15 protein-coding genes are annotated in these 14,321 nt (G+C 73.2%); 4 read left to right on the top strand and 11 right to left on the bottom strand.

Annotated features, from left to right (window positions below; translation table 11 throughout):
* Both PV364_RS33075 and PV364_RS33070 read right to left on the bottom strand, forming a co-directional pair.
* Positions 1-949 (bottom strand): serine/threonine-protein kinase (locus PV364_RS33075; RefSeq protein WP_319664260.1); only part of this gene is annotated, 949 nt, incomplete at its 3' end.
* Positions 950-1,058: 109 nt separating this feature from the next.
* Entirely contained in the window at positions 1,059-1,925 is an 867-nt protein-coding gene (locus PV364_RS33070; RefSeq protein WP_319664259.1) for an oxygenase MpaB family protein, read from the bottom strand.
* 253 nt (positions 1,926-2,178) lie between these two features.
* On the opposite strand from PV364_RS33070, the gene PV364_RS33065 reads away from it, so the two are divergent.
* Positions 2,179-3,831 carry an alpha-keto acid decarboxylase family protein gene (locus PV364_RS33065; protein ID WP_319664258.1) on the top strand — a complete coding sequence of 551 codons (1,653 nt, stop codon included), beginning with the start codon at positions 2,179-2,181 and terminating at the stop codon, positions 3,829-3,831.
* On the opposite strand, the gene PV364_RS33060 is transcribed toward PV364_RS33065, so the two are convergent.
* From PV364_RS33060 to PV364_RS33045, 4 genes are read right to left on the bottom strand one after another with little or no spacing between them, the layout of a single operon-like run.
* Complete coding sequence (locus PV364_RS33060) at positions 3,832-4,695, bottom strand: biotin-dependent carboxyltransferase family protein (protein WP_319664257.1); 864 nt, start codon at positions 4,693-4,695, stop codon at positions 3,832-3,834.
* On the bottom strand, positions 4,692-5,324 hold the full coding sequence (locus PV364_RS33055; protein ID WP_319664256.1) for an allophanate hydrolase subunit 1: 633 nt from the start codon (positions 5,322-5,324) through the stop codon (positions 4,692-4,694). Before PV364_RS33055 ends, PV364_RS33060 begins: the two co-directional genes overlap by 4 nt.
* A complete protein-coding gene (locus PV364_RS33050) occupies positions 5,321-6,085 on the bottom strand; it encodes a 5-oxoprolinase subunit PxpA (RefSeq protein WP_319664255.1) in 765 nt (254 codons plus the stop codon). Before PV364_RS33050 ends, PV364_RS33055 begins: the two co-directional genes overlap by 4 nt.
* 52 nt (positions 6,086-6,137) lie before the next feature.
* Positions 6,138-6,881 carry a putative hydro-lyase gene (locus PV364_RS33045; protein ID WP_322111744.1) on the bottom strand — a complete coding sequence of 248 codons (744 nt, stop codon included), beginning with the start codon at positions 6,879-6,881 and terminating at the stop codon, positions 6,138-6,140.
* A 147-nt stretch (positions 6,882-7,028) separates the two neighbouring features.
* Between PV364_RS33045 and PV364_RS33040 the strand changes: the two genes are divergently transcribed.
* A complete protein-coding gene (locus tag PV364_RS33040) occupies positions 7,029-7,727 on the top strand; it encodes a GntR family transcriptional regulator (protein ID WP_319664251.1) in 699 nt (232 codons plus the stop codon).
* Here PV364_RS33040 and PV364_RS33035 read toward each other — a convergent pair.
* From PV364_RS33035 to PV364_RS33015, 5 genes are all read right to left on the bottom strand, one after another.
* On the bottom strand, positions 7,720-8,994 hold the full coding sequence (locus tag PV364_RS33035; RefSeq protein WP_319664249.1) for an MFS transporter: 1,275 nt from the start codon (positions 8,992-8,994) through the stop codon (positions 7,720-7,722). The genes PV364_RS33040 and PV364_RS33035 overlap by 8 nt on opposite strands.
* A gap of 189 nt (positions 8,995-9,183) precedes the next feature.
* Positions 9,184-9,849 carry a response regulator transcription factor gene (locus tag PV364_RS33030; RefSeq protein WP_319664247.1) on the bottom strand — a complete coding sequence of 222 codons (666 nt, stop codon included), beginning with the start codon at positions 9,847-9,849 and terminating at the stop codon, positions 9,184-9,186.
* Complete coding sequence (locus tag PV364_RS33025) at positions 9,842-11,035, bottom strand: sensor histidine kinase (RefSeq protein WP_415924635.1); 1,194 nt, start codon at positions 11,033-11,035, stop codon at positions 9,842-9,844. Before PV364_RS33025 ends, PV364_RS33030 begins: the two co-directional genes overlap by 8 nt.
* A 41-nt stretch (positions 11,036-11,076) precedes the next feature.
* Positions 11,077-11,613 (bottom strand): hypothetical protein, encoded by a 537-nt coding sequence (locus tag PV364_RS33020; protein WP_319664245.1) that lies wholly within the window; start codon positions 11,611-11,613, stop codon positions 11,077-11,079.
* 242 nt (positions 11,614-11,855) lie between these two features.
* Positions 11,856-12,725 carry an alpha/beta hydrolase gene (locus PV364_RS33015; RefSeq protein WP_319664243.1) on the bottom strand — a complete coding sequence of 290 codons (870 nt, stop codon included), beginning with the start codon at positions 12,723-12,725 and terminating at the stop codon, positions 11,856-11,858.
* Positions 12,726-13,100: 375 nt separating this feature from the next.
* Between PV364_RS33015 and PV364_RS33010 the strand changes: the two genes are divergently transcribed.
* Together PV364_RS33010 and PV364_RS33005 are read left to right on the top strand one after the other, a co-directional pair.
* Positions 13,101-13,328: a type A2 lantipeptide gene (locus PV364_RS33010; RefSeq protein WP_319664242.1), complete on the top strand. Its 228-nt coding sequence runs from the start codon at positions 13,101-13,103 to the stop codon at positions 13,326-13,328.
* Between the two features lie 125 nt (positions 13,329-13,453).
* Complete coding sequence (locus PV364_RS33005; protein ID WP_319664241.1) at positions 13,454-14,260, top strand: HlyD family efflux transporter periplasmic adaptor subunit; 807 nt, start codon at positions 13,454-13,456, stop codon at positions 14,258-14,260.
* Positions 14,261-14,321: the final 61 nt, after the last annotated feature.

Below are 14,321 nucleotides of genomic sequence, written 5' to 3'. Positions count from 1 at the left end.
GGCCCGGCCGCAACCGGGCCCGCCGGGCCCATGACGGCAGGTCCCCCGGGGCCGCCGGGGCGGCGTCGGGGACGGCGACGGCGGCGACCCGCAGCGGCGCCAGCCGCCCGGCGACGTCGGCCGCGCTCTGCGGGCGGTGCGCGGGATCCTTGGCGAGCAGGTCGAGGATGAGGCGGTCCAGCCCGGCCGGGATGTCGCCGCGGCGCTCACGCGGCGGCACGGGCGGGGTGTCGCGGTGGCCGACGAGGACGGCCCAGGCGTCGTCGAAGTCGAACGGCGGTGCTCCGGTGGCCAGTTCGTAGAGCACGCAGCCGAGCGAGTACAGGTCGCTGCGGTGGTCGATCGCCTCGTCGGCGCCGATCTGCTCCGGCGACATGTAGTGCGGGGTGCCCATGGCGATGCCGGTCCCGGTCAGCCGGGAGGTGAAGCCGATGTCGTGGCCGAGCCGGGCGATGCCGAAGTCGCAGATCTTGACGGCGCCGTCGGCGAGCCGCACGACGTTGGCGGGCTTCAGGTCGCGGTGCACGATGCCCCGCGCGTGCGTGTAGGCGAGGGCGTCGGTGATCTGCGCGGCGATGTCGGTGACGTCCGCCACGGGCAGCGGCTCGCCGCCGTTGTCCTCCAGCAGCCGCCGCAGGTCCCGCCCCTCCAGCAGTTCCATGACGAGGAAGAGCACGCCCTCGTACTCGCCGAAGTCGTGCACGACGGTGATCCCCCGGTGCGGCAGCGCCGCCGCGACCCGGGCCTCGCGCCGGAACCGCTCCTGCAGGACCCGGCCCATCGACGGGTCCATCGCCGGGCTGAGCTGCTTCAGGCACTTGACGGCGACCTCCCGCCCCAGCGCCTCGTCCTCGGCCCGCCAGACCTCGCCCATGCCGCCCCGGCCGATGCGTTCCAGCAGCCGATACCGTCCCTGCAGCAGGGTGTCGCCCTCGTGTACCGCCTTCATGCCGCGCGCCGCCCCCGTCGTTCCCCGGTTCTCCCCTCCCCCAGTATGGCCGCGCGGGCGGCCGAAGGGCATATCCCCGAGGGGCACGTCGCCCGTGCGCGGAGCAGGGTCAGATCCCGGCGCGTGCCCGTTCGCGCAGCCGGTACGCCGACGGGTGCGTCCCCGGGCCCAGCCGGCCCACCGCCTTCAGGATGTGGCCGGGCGGCAACTGCCAGCGCAGGTACGACGGGACCGCCCGCAGCACGCGCCCCGTGGCGCGCAGCCGCCGCAGCGTCACGGGCACCGACGGCGCGGGCCGTCCGTACAGTTCGTGGGCGAAGGGCGGCAGCGCGGCGTACGCCAGGGCGGCGGCCTGCGCCCACACGGCCTCGCGCACCGGCAGCAGCGCCGTCGGCACGGGCGGCCTGCGCAGGAAGGCGTGGACCTCCAGGGCCTCGGGGGTGAGCGCCAGTTCGGGGCGGATCTTCTCGAAGTACGCCGACAGCTCGGCGGTGTCCGCCGGCACGCCCGCCGGGTCCAGGCCCACCAGGCGCGCCGCCTCGCGCTGTTCGTCGACGTAGGCGTCGGCCTGCGCGTCGGTCAGCCGGTAGCCGGAGCCGCGGGCCACGGACAGATAGGAGTCGATCTCCGCGCAGTGCACCCACAGCAGGAGTTCCGGGTCGTCGACCCCGAACCGCGCGCCGCTGTCCGGGTCCTGCGCGCTGAGCCTGCGGTGGATGCCGCGCACCCGCGCGCCGGCCCGCTCGGCCTCCAGGGTCGTCCCGTAGGTGATGGTGCCGACGAAGTCCGCCGTCCGCAGCAGCCGGCCCCAGGCGTCGGTGCGGAAGTCGGAGTTCTGCGTGACGCCCCGCACGGCCCGGGGGTGCAGAGCCTGCAGATACAGTGCCCTGACTCCGGCGACCCACATCATGGGGTCCCCGTGGATCTGCCAGGTCACCGAGGCGGGCCCGAAGAGCCCGGGGTCCGTGTCGCGCATGGCGCTCTCCCCCTTCCGGATGGGCCCAGCATAGGACCGCGCGGTCCGATCGTCGCGCTCCCGCACCGGGCGGCGTGGACGCGCGCACGGGGCCGCCGCCGCGGGCGGGCGCCGCCGTCTCGGTTGCGGGTCCCGCCGGAGCCGGGAGAATAAGGCGAGGTTTGTCCTTTACGTCACGCGGGCGTGACTCTCCGTGCCGTTCCGCCGTGCCGTCACTGTCCTGGGGCGGCGCCAGAAGGAAAGAGACCTCACCATGTCCACCACCGTGATCCAGCACGTCCTGAACCGGCTGCGCGACATCGGCGTGCGTCACGTCTTCGGTGTCCCCGGCGACTACGCGTTCCCTGTCAACGACGCCATCGCCCAGCACCCGGAGATCCAGTGGATCGGCAGCTGCAACGAGCTCAACGCCGCCTATGCGGCGGACGGTTACGCCCGCGTGCACGGCGTCGGTGCGGTGTGCAGCACCTATGGCCCCGGTGAGCTCAGCGCGATCAACGGGATCGCCGGCGCCTACACCGAGCACCTCCCGTTGTTCCACCTGGTCGGGATGCCCAAAATGCCCGTCCAGGCGCACCACTCGATGGTCCACCACACCCTGGGCAACGGCGAGTTCGACCTCTTCCAGAAGATGTCCGACTCCGTGGTATGTGCGAGCGCCGTCATGACGCCGCAGAACGCGGCGGCCGAGACCGAGCGCCTGATCGCTGCGGCGCTCTACCACCGCCGCCCGGTCTACATGGCGTTCCCCGCCGACCTCGCGGAGATGCCCGTGGTCGGCACCGCCCAGCCGATTCCGGCACCCGCCAGTGACCCCGCGCAGGTGGACGCCGCCGTCAACGCCATCGCCGACATGCTCGACCGGGCCGGCAGCGCCTGCGTCCTGCCCGGCATCCTCACCACCCGCTCCGGTCTCGGCGAGGATCTCCAGCAGTTCCTCGACGCCACCGGACTGCCCTTCGCCACCATGATGGCCGACAAGGGCGTCCTGGACGAGGACCAGCCCTCGTACGCCGGCATGTACGACGGAAAGCTGATGAACGAGAGCGTCCGCCGCTTCGTCGAGGACGCGGACGTCGTCGTCCTGGTCGGCGCGCTGATGCACGACTTCAACAGCGGCGCGTTCACAGCCAACCTCGACCCCGGCCGCACCATCGACATCCGCCACCACCACGTCAGTGTCGACGGCATGACCTACCAGAGCGTGGAGATGAAGGACCTCCTCGGGGCCCTCGCCCGGAAGCTCTCCCGCAAGCAGTGGTCGCACCCGTCGGCCGAGGTGACCCGCATGTCCCCGGCGGGCGGCAAGGGCGGCGACTCGATCACCGCGGAGAGCCTCTACCCCCGGTGGGAGAGCTTCCTGAGGCCCGACGACATCCTCGTCGCGGAGACCGGAACCGTCTCCATGGGCATGGCCTTCGCCCGGCTGCCCCAGGGCGCCACCTTCCAGAACCAGACCCTGTGGGGCTCGATCGGCTGGGCCACCCCCGCGGCGGTCGGCGCGGCCGTCGCCGCCGCGGGCGACCGGCGCGTCGTGCTGATCACCGGCGAGGGCTCCCACCAGCTCACCGCGCAGGAGATCAGCCAGTTCGGACGCTACGGCCTGCGCCCGGTGGTGTTCGTCCTGAACAACCACGGCTACCTGATCGAGCGCCTTCTCTGCAAGAACCCGGACGTGGCCTACAACGACCTCGCCGGCTGGCGGTACTCGGAGCTGCCGAAGGCCCTGGGCTGCGACGACTGGTTCACCGCCCGGGTCTCCACCCTCGCCGAGCTCGACGGGGCCATGGACGCGGCGGGCAAGGCCGGTACCGGCTGCTACATCGAGGTCATGACCGACACCTACGCCGCACCGCCCCTGGCCACCCAGCTCCACGACAACATCGGGACGCTCTACTCCGCGTGATCAGCGTACGAGGGTGAACCGCACGGGCAGACCGGGCACGGCCTGGGCCGCGGCGGCCAGGTGGCGTTCGGAAACGACCCCGATCACGGGGTAGCCGCCGGTGGTCGGGGAGTCGGCGAGGAACAGCACGGGCCTGCCGTCCGGCGGTACCTGGACCGCGCCGACGACCATGCCCTCGCTGGGCAGTTCGCGCCGCACCGCCCGCTCCAGCGCGGGGCCCCTCATCCGCAGCGCGATGCGGTTGCTGCGCGGCGAGACGGCGTAGTGGCCCGCGGTGAGGGTGCGCAGGGCGCCGGGTGTGAACCAGTCGTCGCGCGGGCCGGGGAGGACCGGCAGCACCAGTTCGCCCGGCGGGCCCTGCCAGGGCGGCAGGTCGGTGTGGACGGGCGGCCCGGCGGGCTCGCCGAGCGGCAGCACGTCGCCGTCCTGGAGCGGCGCGGGGCCGAGCCCCGACAGCAGGTCGGTCGAGCGGCTGCCCAGCACCTCCGGGACGGCGACGCCCCCGGCGACGGCGAGGTAGCTGCGCACGCCGCTCGCGGCGGGGCCGATGTCGAGGACCGCGCCGGCCGGGACGTGCACGGGCTCGGCCCATGCCGCAGGGCGGCCGTCCAGCCGGACGGCCGCGGGGGCGCCGGTGACCACGGCGGTGAGGGCGCGGCCGGCCCGGACGGCGACCCCTGTGAGCGTGGTCTCCAGGGTGGCCGCCCCGGCGGGGTTGCCCGCCAGGCGGTTGGCCAGCTCGTGCGCGGGCCGGTCCAGGGCCCCGGAGCGGGCCACGCCGAGCGCGGCGTGCCCGTACCGCCCGAGGTCCTGCACGGTGGTGAGGGCTCCGGCACGGACGACCTCGAGGGTGCCGTGGCTCACGCGTCCGCCTCCGCGTCGCGGACGGGGGTGAAGCGCACCCGTGTCCCCGGTACGAGCAGCGCCGCGGGCTCCCGGTCGAGGTCCCACAGCCGGGCGTCCGTCGTGCCGATCACCTGCCAGCCGCCGGGCGACGCCCGAGGATAGATGCCGGTGTAGTGGCCGGCGAGCGCGACGGAACCGGCGGGGACGGCGGTGCGCGGCTCGGCCCGCCGGGGGACGACGTGGCGCTCGTCCATGCCGGTCATGTACGCGAAGCCGGGCGCGAACCCGCAGAAGGCGACGCGGTGTTCGGTGGCGGAGTGCAGGCGCACGACCTCGTCCCGGGACACCTCCCAGGCCTCGGCGACCACGCCGAGGTCCTCGCCGTCGTAACGGACGGGGATGTCCACCAGGGGTCCGCTGTCCGCCCGCAGGGGCGGCACCGGCAGGTCGCGCAACGCGGCGCGCACGGAGGGGAGATCGGGCACGCCGGCCAGCAGAACGGTACGGTCCCCCGGCACGATCTCGCGGACCGGCGGGAGGGCGCCCTCGTCGCGGCGGCGCAGGAGTTCGGCGTGCCAGGCCTGGGCCTGCTCGGCGGAGTCGAGGTCGAGCAGGAGCGCGTCCTCGCCGACCGGGAGGAACCTCATGCGAAGGCCTCCAGCCCGAGGCCCGCCTCACCGAGGGCGTCCCGGACCCGGCGGGCGAGGCCGACGGCCCCCGGGGTGTCCCCGTGCAGGCACAGGGACCGGGCGCGGACCGTGACGGTCTCCCCGGTGATCGCCGTGACCTGGCCGTCCCGGGCCAGGGCGACGGCCTGCCGGACGACATGCGCGGGGTCGGTGACGACCGCACCGGGCGTACGGCGCGGTACGAGGGTGCCCTCCGCGGTGTAGGCGCGGTCCGCGAAGGCCTCCGCGACCGTGGGCAGCCCGAGTTCCGCCGCCGCCTGATGAAGGGCGGAGCCCGGCAGGCACAGCACGGGAAGCGCGTGACCGGCGAGCCGGGTGCCCCGGGCGACCGCGAGGGCCTGTCCGGCGTCGGCGACCACGCGGTTGTAGAGGGCGCCGTGCGGTTTGACGTACGCGACACCCGTGCCCGCGGCGCGCGCGAACACCTCCAGCGCGCCGATCTGGTAGCTGACCTCGTCGGCCAGCTCCTCCGGCGGCACCTCCATCGCCCGGCGCCCGAACCCGGCCAGGTCCCGGTAGGAGACCTGGGCGCCGATCCGGACGCCGGCGGCAGCGGCGCGGTCGCACACGCGGCGCATGATGGACGGGTCGCCCGCGTGGAATCCGCAGGCGACGTTGGCGCTGGTCACCACGGAGAGCATGGCCTCGTCGTCGGTCAGGGACCAGCGTCCGAAGCCCTCGCCGAGGTCCGCGTTGAGGTCGATCACGGTGGGTGTCATGGGCGGTGCTGCTCTCCTCGCTTCTCCTCGCAACCGTACGGGCGCCGCCCCCTCAGGCGGCCTGCTGGTCGATGTCCGGTATGTCGGTGATGAACATGTACCCCGGCGCGTGGGTGATCGCGAACGGCGGGCGCGAGGCCATCAGCGCAGCCTGCGGCGTGACGCCGCAGGCCCAGAAGACGGGCACGTCACCGGGTTCGGCGCGCACGGGGTCGCCGTAGTCGGGGCGGTTCAGGTCGGCGATGCCCAGGGCGGCCGGGCTGCCGATGTGGACGGGGCCGCCGTGGACGCCGGGCATCCGGGCGCTGACCCGGACCGCGGTGCCGACGAGTCGCGCCGGGACCGGCCGCATGGACACCACGACGGGGCCCCACAGCCGGCCGGCGGGGCGGCAGTAGCGGTTGGTGCGGTACATCGCGACGTTGCGCCCCTGGTCGACATGGCGCAGCGGCACGCCGGCCCCGCGCAACGCGGTCTCGAAGGTGAAGCTGCAGCCGATGAGGAAGGAGACCAGGTCGTCGCGCCAGTGGGTGACGACATCGCGCGGCTCCTCGACCGGCACGCCGTTCTCCCAGACGCGGTAGCGCGGGAGGTCGGTGCGCAGATCCGCGCCGGGGGCGAGCGCGGTGCTCGGGGAGCCGGGCTCGGTGACGTCGAGCAGCGGGCAGGGCTTGGGGTTGCGCCGGCAGAACAGGGCCACGTCCTGGGCCCAATCGGCGGGCACGGCGATCAGGTTGACCTGCGTGTAGGCGGAGCACCAGCCGGTGGTGGGCCGGGCGGTGCCGTCCCGGAACATCGTCCGGGCCGCCCGCGGGGTCAGAAGGGATTCCTTCACAGTTGCCACCCTAGATTCTCGTTGAACAATCCGACAAGGAACCTGTTGTCTCGTTCCCGGGTTTTCGATTGACTGGGGCCCTGCGAGCCGCGAGACGAGGGATGTGACATGGCAGCCGAGCTCGATCCGGCCGTCCTGGCCGGCGACCGCGCCCTGCTGGGGCGTTCCAGCACCGCCGACCGGGTCGCGGACATCCTGCGCGCCCGGATCTCCGAGGGCTTCCTGTCCCCCGGTACCAAGCTCTCCGAGGACGCCATCGGTACGGCCCTCGGCGTCTCGCGCAACACGCTGCGCGAGGCGTTCCGGCTGCTGACGCACGAGAAGCTGCTCGTCCACGAGCTCAACCGGGGTGTCTTCGTACGGGTCCTGACCGTGCAGGACGTGGTGGACATCTATCGGGTGCGCCGCCTGGTCGAGTGCTCGGTGGTCCGCCATCTCGGCGCCCCGCCGTACGACCTGACGCACGCGGAGTCCGCCGTCGAGGAGGGCGAACGCGCCGCGGGGGGCGACGACTGGCGGGGCCTCGGCACCGCCAACATCCACTTCCACCATGCGGTGGTCGACCTGGCGCACAGCCGCCGGCTGACCGAGCTGATGACCGGTGTTCTCGCCGAACTCCGCCTGGTCTTCCACGCAATGGACAATCCGCGCGAGTTCCACGAGCCCTACCTCGGCCGCAACCGCGAGCTGCTCACCGCCCTGCGGGCCGCCGATCTGGTCAAGGCCGAGCTGCTGCTCGCGTCGTACCTGGACGACGCGGAGCGGCAGCTCGTCCGGCGCTACTCGCAGACCGTCGCCCTCACGTGAGCTCCGCGCCGCGGGTCTCCGGCAGCCCGAGCAGGGCGACCAGCGCAACGGCGTAGCCGATGACGCCGTAGATCAGCGCACCCCCGACCCCCGCACTGCCGGCGGTGAAGCCGACCGCGGTCGGGAAGAAGGCGCCCACGGCCCGGCCCACGTTGTACGTGAAGCTCTGCCCCGTGCCGCGCACCGCGCCGGGGTAGAGCTCGGCCAGGAAGGCACCGAAGCCGGAGAAGACGGCCGAGGCGCAGAATCCCAGGGGGAAGCCGAGCCAGAGCAGGGCGGTGTTGGCGCCCTGCGGGATGTTGATGTACGCCAGCAGCAGGCCGGCGCTCAGCACGGCGAACAGCGCGAAGGTCTTCTTGCGGCCGAGCCGGTCGGTGACGTACCCGGCGGTCAGATAGCCGAGGAAGGCCCCGGTGATGAGCAGGAAGAGGTAGCCGCCGGTGCCGACCACGGTCAGCCCGCGCTCGGTCTTGAGATAGGTGGGCAGCCAGGTGGCGATGGTGTAGTAGCCACCCTGCACCCCGGTGGCGAGCACGGTCGCGAAGAACGTCCGCCGGCCCGGCTCGCCGCGGAACACCGCGCCGAGCGGGGCCCGTTCCGCGGTGTGCTCCAGACGCGCGGCGGCCTGCGGGGAGTCCTGGACCCGGCGGCGCACGTAGACCAGGAGCAGGGCGGGGAGCGCGCCGGTGAAGAACATGACGCGCCAGCCGAGGGAGGGGCCGAGGGTGTCGGCGACGACGGTGGAGACGATGACCGCCAGCCCCCAGCCGACCGCCCACGCGCTCTGGACGAAGGCCAGCACCCGCCCCCGGTAGCGGGCCCGGGCGTACTCGGCGACCAGCACGGCGCCGGCCGCCCACTCGCCGCCGAAGCCGAGACCCTGCAGGGCCCGGAAGGTCAGCAGCATGGGGTAGTTGAGGGCGAAGCCGCAGGCCACGGTGAACAGCGCGTACGTGGCCACGGTGATCATGAGGGTGCGCACCCGGCCGATCCGGTCGATCAGCACGCCGGCCGCGATCCCGCCGAGCGCGGACACCACGAGCGTCACGGTGGTCAGCAGACCGGTCTGGGCCCGGCTGAGACCGAAGTACGCGGCGATGGCCACCATGCTCAGCGGCAGCACCTGGAAGTCGTAGGCGTCCAGGGCGTAGCCGCCGAACGCTCCTTTGAAGGCTCGTCGGCCCTGCGGGCCGAAGGACCGGTACCACGCGAAGCGGCCGGTCACGTCGTCGTTCACGGTCGGGGGACTGAGCGGGGCTGCTGTCATGGCGACCTCACAGTGGCAGGCGGAGCTGCGGACTGGACGTGCCGACCAATGTAAGGATTGTTCAACGATCCCTCAAGAGGGCGTGATGCACTTTCCGTTCGGCACCCTTCGCCCTTCCCTTCGCTCCTCTTCGACCCCCTTCGGCACCCCTCCGGCACCGACGGGCTCCGTGCCTCCGCGTGACAGCCGTCAGGCCAGGCCCGCCGAGATGGCGCGGCGCACGGCGTCGGCCCGGTCCCGGATCCCCGCCTTGGCGAAGAGGTTGTTGATGTGGGTCTTGACCGTGGCCTCACTGATGAACAGCTTCTCGGCGATGGCCCGGTTCGGCAGCCCCTGGCCGATGAGCGTGAGCACCTCGCGCTCACGGGGTGTGATGTCCTCGGGCAGCGGCCGCGCCGGCTCCGGCGGCTTGGTGCGCACCGTGGCGAGGAGCCGGTCCTGGACCTCGCGGTCGAGCACGGACTGCCCCGCGGCGGCCGCCACGATCGCGCGGACGATGTCCTGCCGGCCGGCGTTCTTGGTCAGGTAGCCACGGGCCCCGGCGCTCAGCGCGGCCAGGATCGAGTCGTCGTCGGCGAAGGTGGTCAGGACGACCACGGCCACCTCCGGGTGCTCCTCGCTGAGTCGCCGGGTCGCCTCGGTCCCGTCCATCACGGGCATGCGCAGGTCCATGAGCACCACGTCGACCGGCCCGGCGGCGACCGCGGTCAGCACCTCGGCCCCGTTCGCCGCGGCCGCGACGACGTCGATGTCCTCGGACAGGCCCAGCACGGCCGCGAGCGGCTCACGCACGGCGGCCTGGTCGTCGGCGACGACCACGCGCAACGGTCCGGGGTTGCCGGTCCGCTCACTCATCGGGGATCACCGCCTCCACCTGCCAGCCGCCCTCGTCCGGTCCCTCGGTGACCGGGCCCGCGGTGATCGTTCCCCGCAGCAGGGCGACGCGTTCACGCATCCCGATCAGCCCCATCCCACTTCCGGTAGCCGCGGTCACGGCGCGGGTCGCGGCACGATTGCGGATCCTCAGTGCCGTCGACGAAGCGGCGAACGTCAGCTCCACGCGGACCTCGCCGCCGGGAGCGTGCCGGGCGGCGTTGGTGAGGGCCTCCTGGGCGATCCGCAGCAGGTTCTGCGCCACCGGCGCCGGTACCTCGCGGACGGTGCCGGCGATGGCCAGCGCGTCGCGGTGGCCGGACGACTCGACCATCGCGGTCAGGCTCTCGACCAGCGGCAGGGCGTCCTCGCGCAGCGCGTGCACCGTCCACTGCGCCTGCTTCAGGCTGTCCCTGACCATGCTGTGCGCCTTGGCGTTGGCCTCCCGGACCCTGTCCAGGTCCCCGGTGTCGATCAGCGCGTCGGCGAGTTCCAGCTGCATGTTGATGCCCGCCAGCGAGTGCGCCAGTACGTCGTGCACGTCACGGGCGATCCGGCCGCGCTCGGTCAGCACGGCGGCCTGCGCCTCGGCCCGGGCGGCGCGTTCGGCGGATTCGGCCGCCGACAGGGCCGCCCGCACGGCCTGGTGGTGGCTGCGGTTGAGGATTCCGGCCACCACCGGGGTACCGGCGGCGAGACCCACGGCCCAGGGCAGCACCTCGTACCCCGGCCCGAGGCGGAGGTACAGGACGCCACCGCACAGCAGGCTGCAGAGCAGCGCGAGGGCCAGGGCCGGCCTGGTCTCCAGCCGGTACCCGAGGTGACCGCTGATGAAGAAGGCGAAGAGGTAGGCCGTTCCGAGGGTGGCGGTACCGATCAGCGCGGCCGCCGCGACGACGCCGGTCGCGAACCAGAGCAGAGCGGCCCGCTGGGGCACCTTCGTGTCGGGAAGGGCCCTGATCCCCAGCGCCGCGCAGTTGACCACGAAGAGGGCGAGCACCACCAGGCCGCGGCCGCTCAGGCCCATCGGCCGGATGGTCAGTGCCCCGGCGACGACGACCGCGGCCGGGATCACCCACTGCACCCGGCGGTCCCGCAGCGGAACCGGCCGCGGGCCGGCCCCCGGAGACGGGGTCGGCCCGGGCGGCGGGGTCGTGGCTGCGGGCATGGCCCGACCATAGTCCACCGGCGATGTGAGCAGGCTCATCGTCATACCGCGTGGTCGAGCGCGGGCGCGACCGGCGCGGTCTGCCGCGCGCGGCTCACCATGCGGCCCCTGACGAAGATCGTGGCCAGCCGGGTGACCACCTCGGTGAGCGCCATGAGGACGAACGCGGCCACCCAGGCCTGGCTGCCGGTGATGTGGTGGACCGCGCTGAACCGGGCCACGTCGTCCGCGCCGCCGCCGTGCTCCACCCACATCTGGAAGCCCATGCGCGCGCCCATGCCGAGCACCCACAGCACCGCCGAGACCGCACCCGCCTTGATCAGCAGGTGCTCGCCGACGGGCCGGATCCGGGTGTACACACCGCCGGCGACGCCGAGCGCGGCGCCGACGCCGACCAGGGCCCCGATCAGCACCAGGTCGTTGCCCGCGGTGGGGATCGAGTCGAGGTACGTGTGGGCCACGAAGGCCACGATCCCCAGCGGGATCAGGAACGAGGCCGGGCGCAGACGGTCCTCCCGCAGTTGCCGGAAGACGACGAGGATGAGGGCGATGTCGGTGATCCACTCGGTTGCTGTCATGCCCGTAAGCCTGCTGCGGCACGGCCCTGCGCACCTGGACCCAGGGGTGGAACCCGGGGTGGAGATCGACCGCATCGACGGCTTCCGGCGCTCCGGCGGGGGCCCCGGGCACGGCACTCCCCCCAGCCTTCGGCCCGGGGGAAGTGGGCCTGGTGTGGTCCGAGCAGCCGGCCACGAGAACGGCTGACGGCTCCCCGCCGTACGATGCGCCGCAGGTGGCGGCGCCTGCGCGGACAGAACGCCTAGGACTCCCCCGCCACCGCCCGGCGGATCGCCGACGCGAAGATCGCCGGGTACTCCACCGGCGCGAAATGCCCGACCCCGTCGACGGGTTCGAGGGTGGCGTCGGCGAAGAACTCCGCCAGCCGGTCGGACCACTCGCGGGGGAAGAGCGGATCGGACTCGGGCCACAGCACGGTGGTCGGCACGGAGATCCGCTCCTCCGCCGGGGGTGCCTCCTCCGTGAGGGCGTTCGCCACGGTTCCCGCACCCGCTCGGTACCAGGCCAGGGACGCGGTGAAGGCGCCCGGCGGGCCGTAGGAGGTGACCAGGCGGTGCAGCCGCCCCTCGTCCGGGGTGAAGGACGGCCCCGACCAGTGCGTCCAGAAGTACCGCAGGTAGGCACGCACGGCCATCGGGTCCCCGTCGATCAGCTCCTCGGAGAGCGGGAGCCGGTGGAACCACTGGTACCAGAACTCCCGCTGCGCGCCCGGTTCGAGGATGCGCCGCCCGGTCCCCGGCAGCGGCGGGGTGACGACGAGCGCGCGCACCTCGTCCGGATGGTCGCGCGCCACCGCCTGCGCGATGCGGCTGCCGATGTCGTAGCCGGCCAGCACCGGCCGCTCCAGGCCCAGTTCGCGGACCAGCCCGATGACGCCGCGCGCCTGGGCGGCCGCGCCGTACTGCTCCGCCGGATCGGCGGCGTGCTTGTCGGAGCCGCCGAAACCCCGCAGGTCGGGGACGATCACATCGCAGGAGCCGGCCAGCAGGGGGACCACGTCGTGGTAGTCGCCGCGGTCGCCCGGCCAGCCGTGCAGCAGCACGACCGGCGCGCCCGCGCCCCAGCGGTCGTAGGCGAGCCGGAATCCGTCCACCGGTGCGCTGTGGGGCATGCCAGACCTCCCGGGCCGAGTCGATCACCGGGTGCCACGCTACCCGCCGGTGCATTACCTCCGGTAAATCTGCACACCGCACACGCCGACGACATAACGCGCCCGACCGGCCGTCCGGTTCGCCCTCCCACACGCGACCTTTGATCCGGAGTGCCCGGTTCCGCCGAAAGCGGGCCATCACCTCCGCGTGAAGAAGTTGACACCAAGCCGTGGGAATTCGGGAACACCCGTGAAGTCGACAATCCGAACTCCATTCGAACACCCACTCCGTCAATTGGCTGGGCCACGCGGCCCCGTGCTTGGATCCTCAGCGGTGGCGGGAGGTCCTCCCTGATTCGCCACTCGATATCTGTCAGCACGAAGGGAAGCACCATCATGAACTTCACCCCGCAGGTCGAGACCCGCGAGATCTCCGACGCCGACCTCGACAACGTCTCCGGTGGCCTGGTGGGCGGTCTGGTCAGCAACGTGACCGGCACCGTCGACTCCATCGCCCCGGTCTCCGGCACCGTCGCCGGCGTGGTCGGGACGGTCGAGGGCCTCACCGGCGTCAACACCGGTGCGGTCACCGGCCTGGCCACCGGCCTGGTCGCCGGCCTCTGAGACGGCACCGCAACCGTGGGCCCCGGCAACCTCCCTACCGGGGCCCACGGCCGTGCCCGCACCCGGTGTCCCGAAAGTCCCCGACAGCCCCCGATCGCGGGGAATGCGGCTGAGGGAGGAGTCCCGTGCAGTTCCGCCAGAAAGCCCTCACCAAACTGCAATCGCCCGAGGAGCTCGATCTCCCGGTGCGTTTCGCAAAACCGCGCGGCGTGCTCGTGATGTCCGTCACGATTGTCGTGGCGGCCGCCGCCGCATTCTGGGCGGTCACCGGTTCTGTCGCATCAAAAATGGACGCACCGGGAATTCTCACGCACGGCCAGGGCAGTTATGTGCTGCAGAGTCCGGTGGCCGGACAGGTGACCCGGGTGTTCGCCGAGGAAGGCGGCCGGCTGGCCGCGGGCGCGCCCCTGCTGAAAGTGCACACCCCGGACGGCGACGTCCTGATCCGCACCGTGGCCGCGGGCCGGGTGACCGCGCTGGCGGCCACCATCGGCACCGTCGTCACCGTCGGCACCGACGTCGCCGCCGTGGAGCGCGTCGCCCATGCCGGCGACCCGCTGACGGCCACCTTGTACGTGCCCGCCGGCAGCGCCTCCACGGTGCCGGTAGGCGCCGCGGTCGACCTGACCGTCGAATCCGTCTCCCAGCAGCGCTACGGCGTGCTGCGCGGCCATGTGCAGTCCGTGGGCCGGACGGCGCAGACGACCCGGCAGATCACCGCCTACCTCGGGGACAGCCAGCTCGCGCAGGCTTTCGCGCGCGGCGGGCGCCCGGTCGCGGTCCAGGTGCGGCTGGACACCTCGCGGCGCACGGAGTCCGGGTACGCCTGGTCGTCCTCCGACGGCCCGCCGTACACGCTCGACTCCATGACCCTGGCCGGAGGCGCCGTCCACCTCGCCGCCCAGCGCCCCCTCGATTGGCTGCTCCCGTGACCGCGACCGCTCCCCCGCCCCAGGTCGGCCACCGGCGGGGGGACACCCGCCCCCGGCCCAA

The organism is Streptomyces sp. MI02-7b (genome assembly GCF_033793585.1).
Taxonomy (GTDB): Bacteria; Actinomycetota; Actinomycetes; order Streptomycetales; family Streptomycetaceae; genus Actinacidiphila.
The sequence above is the reverse complement of the archived record's forward strand: the minus strand, read 5'-3'. Positions and strand labels throughout refer to the sequence as shown.

Bases quoted from the DNA above. Each gene is read 5' to 3' on its own strand.
- PV364_RS33035 (WP_319664249.1), bottom strand. From the start codon at position 8,994: ATGACAGCAGCCCCGCTCAGTCCCCCGACCGTGAACGACGACGTGACC.
- PV364_RS33070 (WP_319664259.1), bottom strand. From the start codon at position 1,925: ATGCGCGACACGGACCCCGGGCTCTTCGGGCCCGCCTCGGTGACCTGG.
- PV364_RS33010 (WP_319664242.1), top strand. From the start codon at position 13,101: ATGAACTTCACCCCGCAGGTCGAGACCCGCGAGATCTCCGACGCCGAC.
- PV364_RS33065 (WP_319664258.1), top strand. From the start codon at position 2,179: ATGTCCACCACCGTGATCCAGCACGTCCTGAACCGGCTGCGCGACATC.
- PV364_RS33015 (WP_319664243.1), bottom strand. From the start codon at position 12,725: ATGCCCCACAGCGCACCGGTGGACGGATTCCGGCTCGCCTACGACCGC.
- PV364_RS33030 (WP_319664247.1), bottom strand. From the start codon at position 9,849: ATGAGTGAGCGGACCGGCAACCCCGGACCGTTGCGCGTGGTCGTCGCC.
- PV364_RS33020 (WP_319664245.1), bottom strand. From the start codon at position 11,613: ATGACAGCAACCGAGTGGATCACCGACATCGCCCTCATCCTCGTCGTC.
- PV364_RS33055 (WP_319664256.1), bottom strand. From the start codon at position 5,324: ATGAGGTTCCTCCCGGTCGGCGAGGACGCGCTCCTGCTCGACCTCGAC.
- PV364_RS33025 (WP_415924635.1), bottom strand. From the start codon at position 11,035: ATGCCCGCAGCCACGACCCCGCCGCCCGGGCCGACCCCGTCTCCGGGG.
- PV364_RS33040 (WP_319664251.1), top strand. From the start codon at position 7,029: ATGGCAGCCGAGCTCGATCCGGCCGTCCTGGCCGGCGACCGCGCCCTG.
- PV364_RS33045 (WP_322111744.1), bottom strand. From the start codon at position 6,881: ATGTTCCGGGACGGCACCGCCCGGCCCACCACCGGCTGGTGCTCCGCC.
- PV364_RS33050 (WP_319664255.1), bottom strand. From the start codon at position 6,085: ATGACACCCACCGTGATCGACCTCAACGCGGACCTCGGCGAGGGCTTC.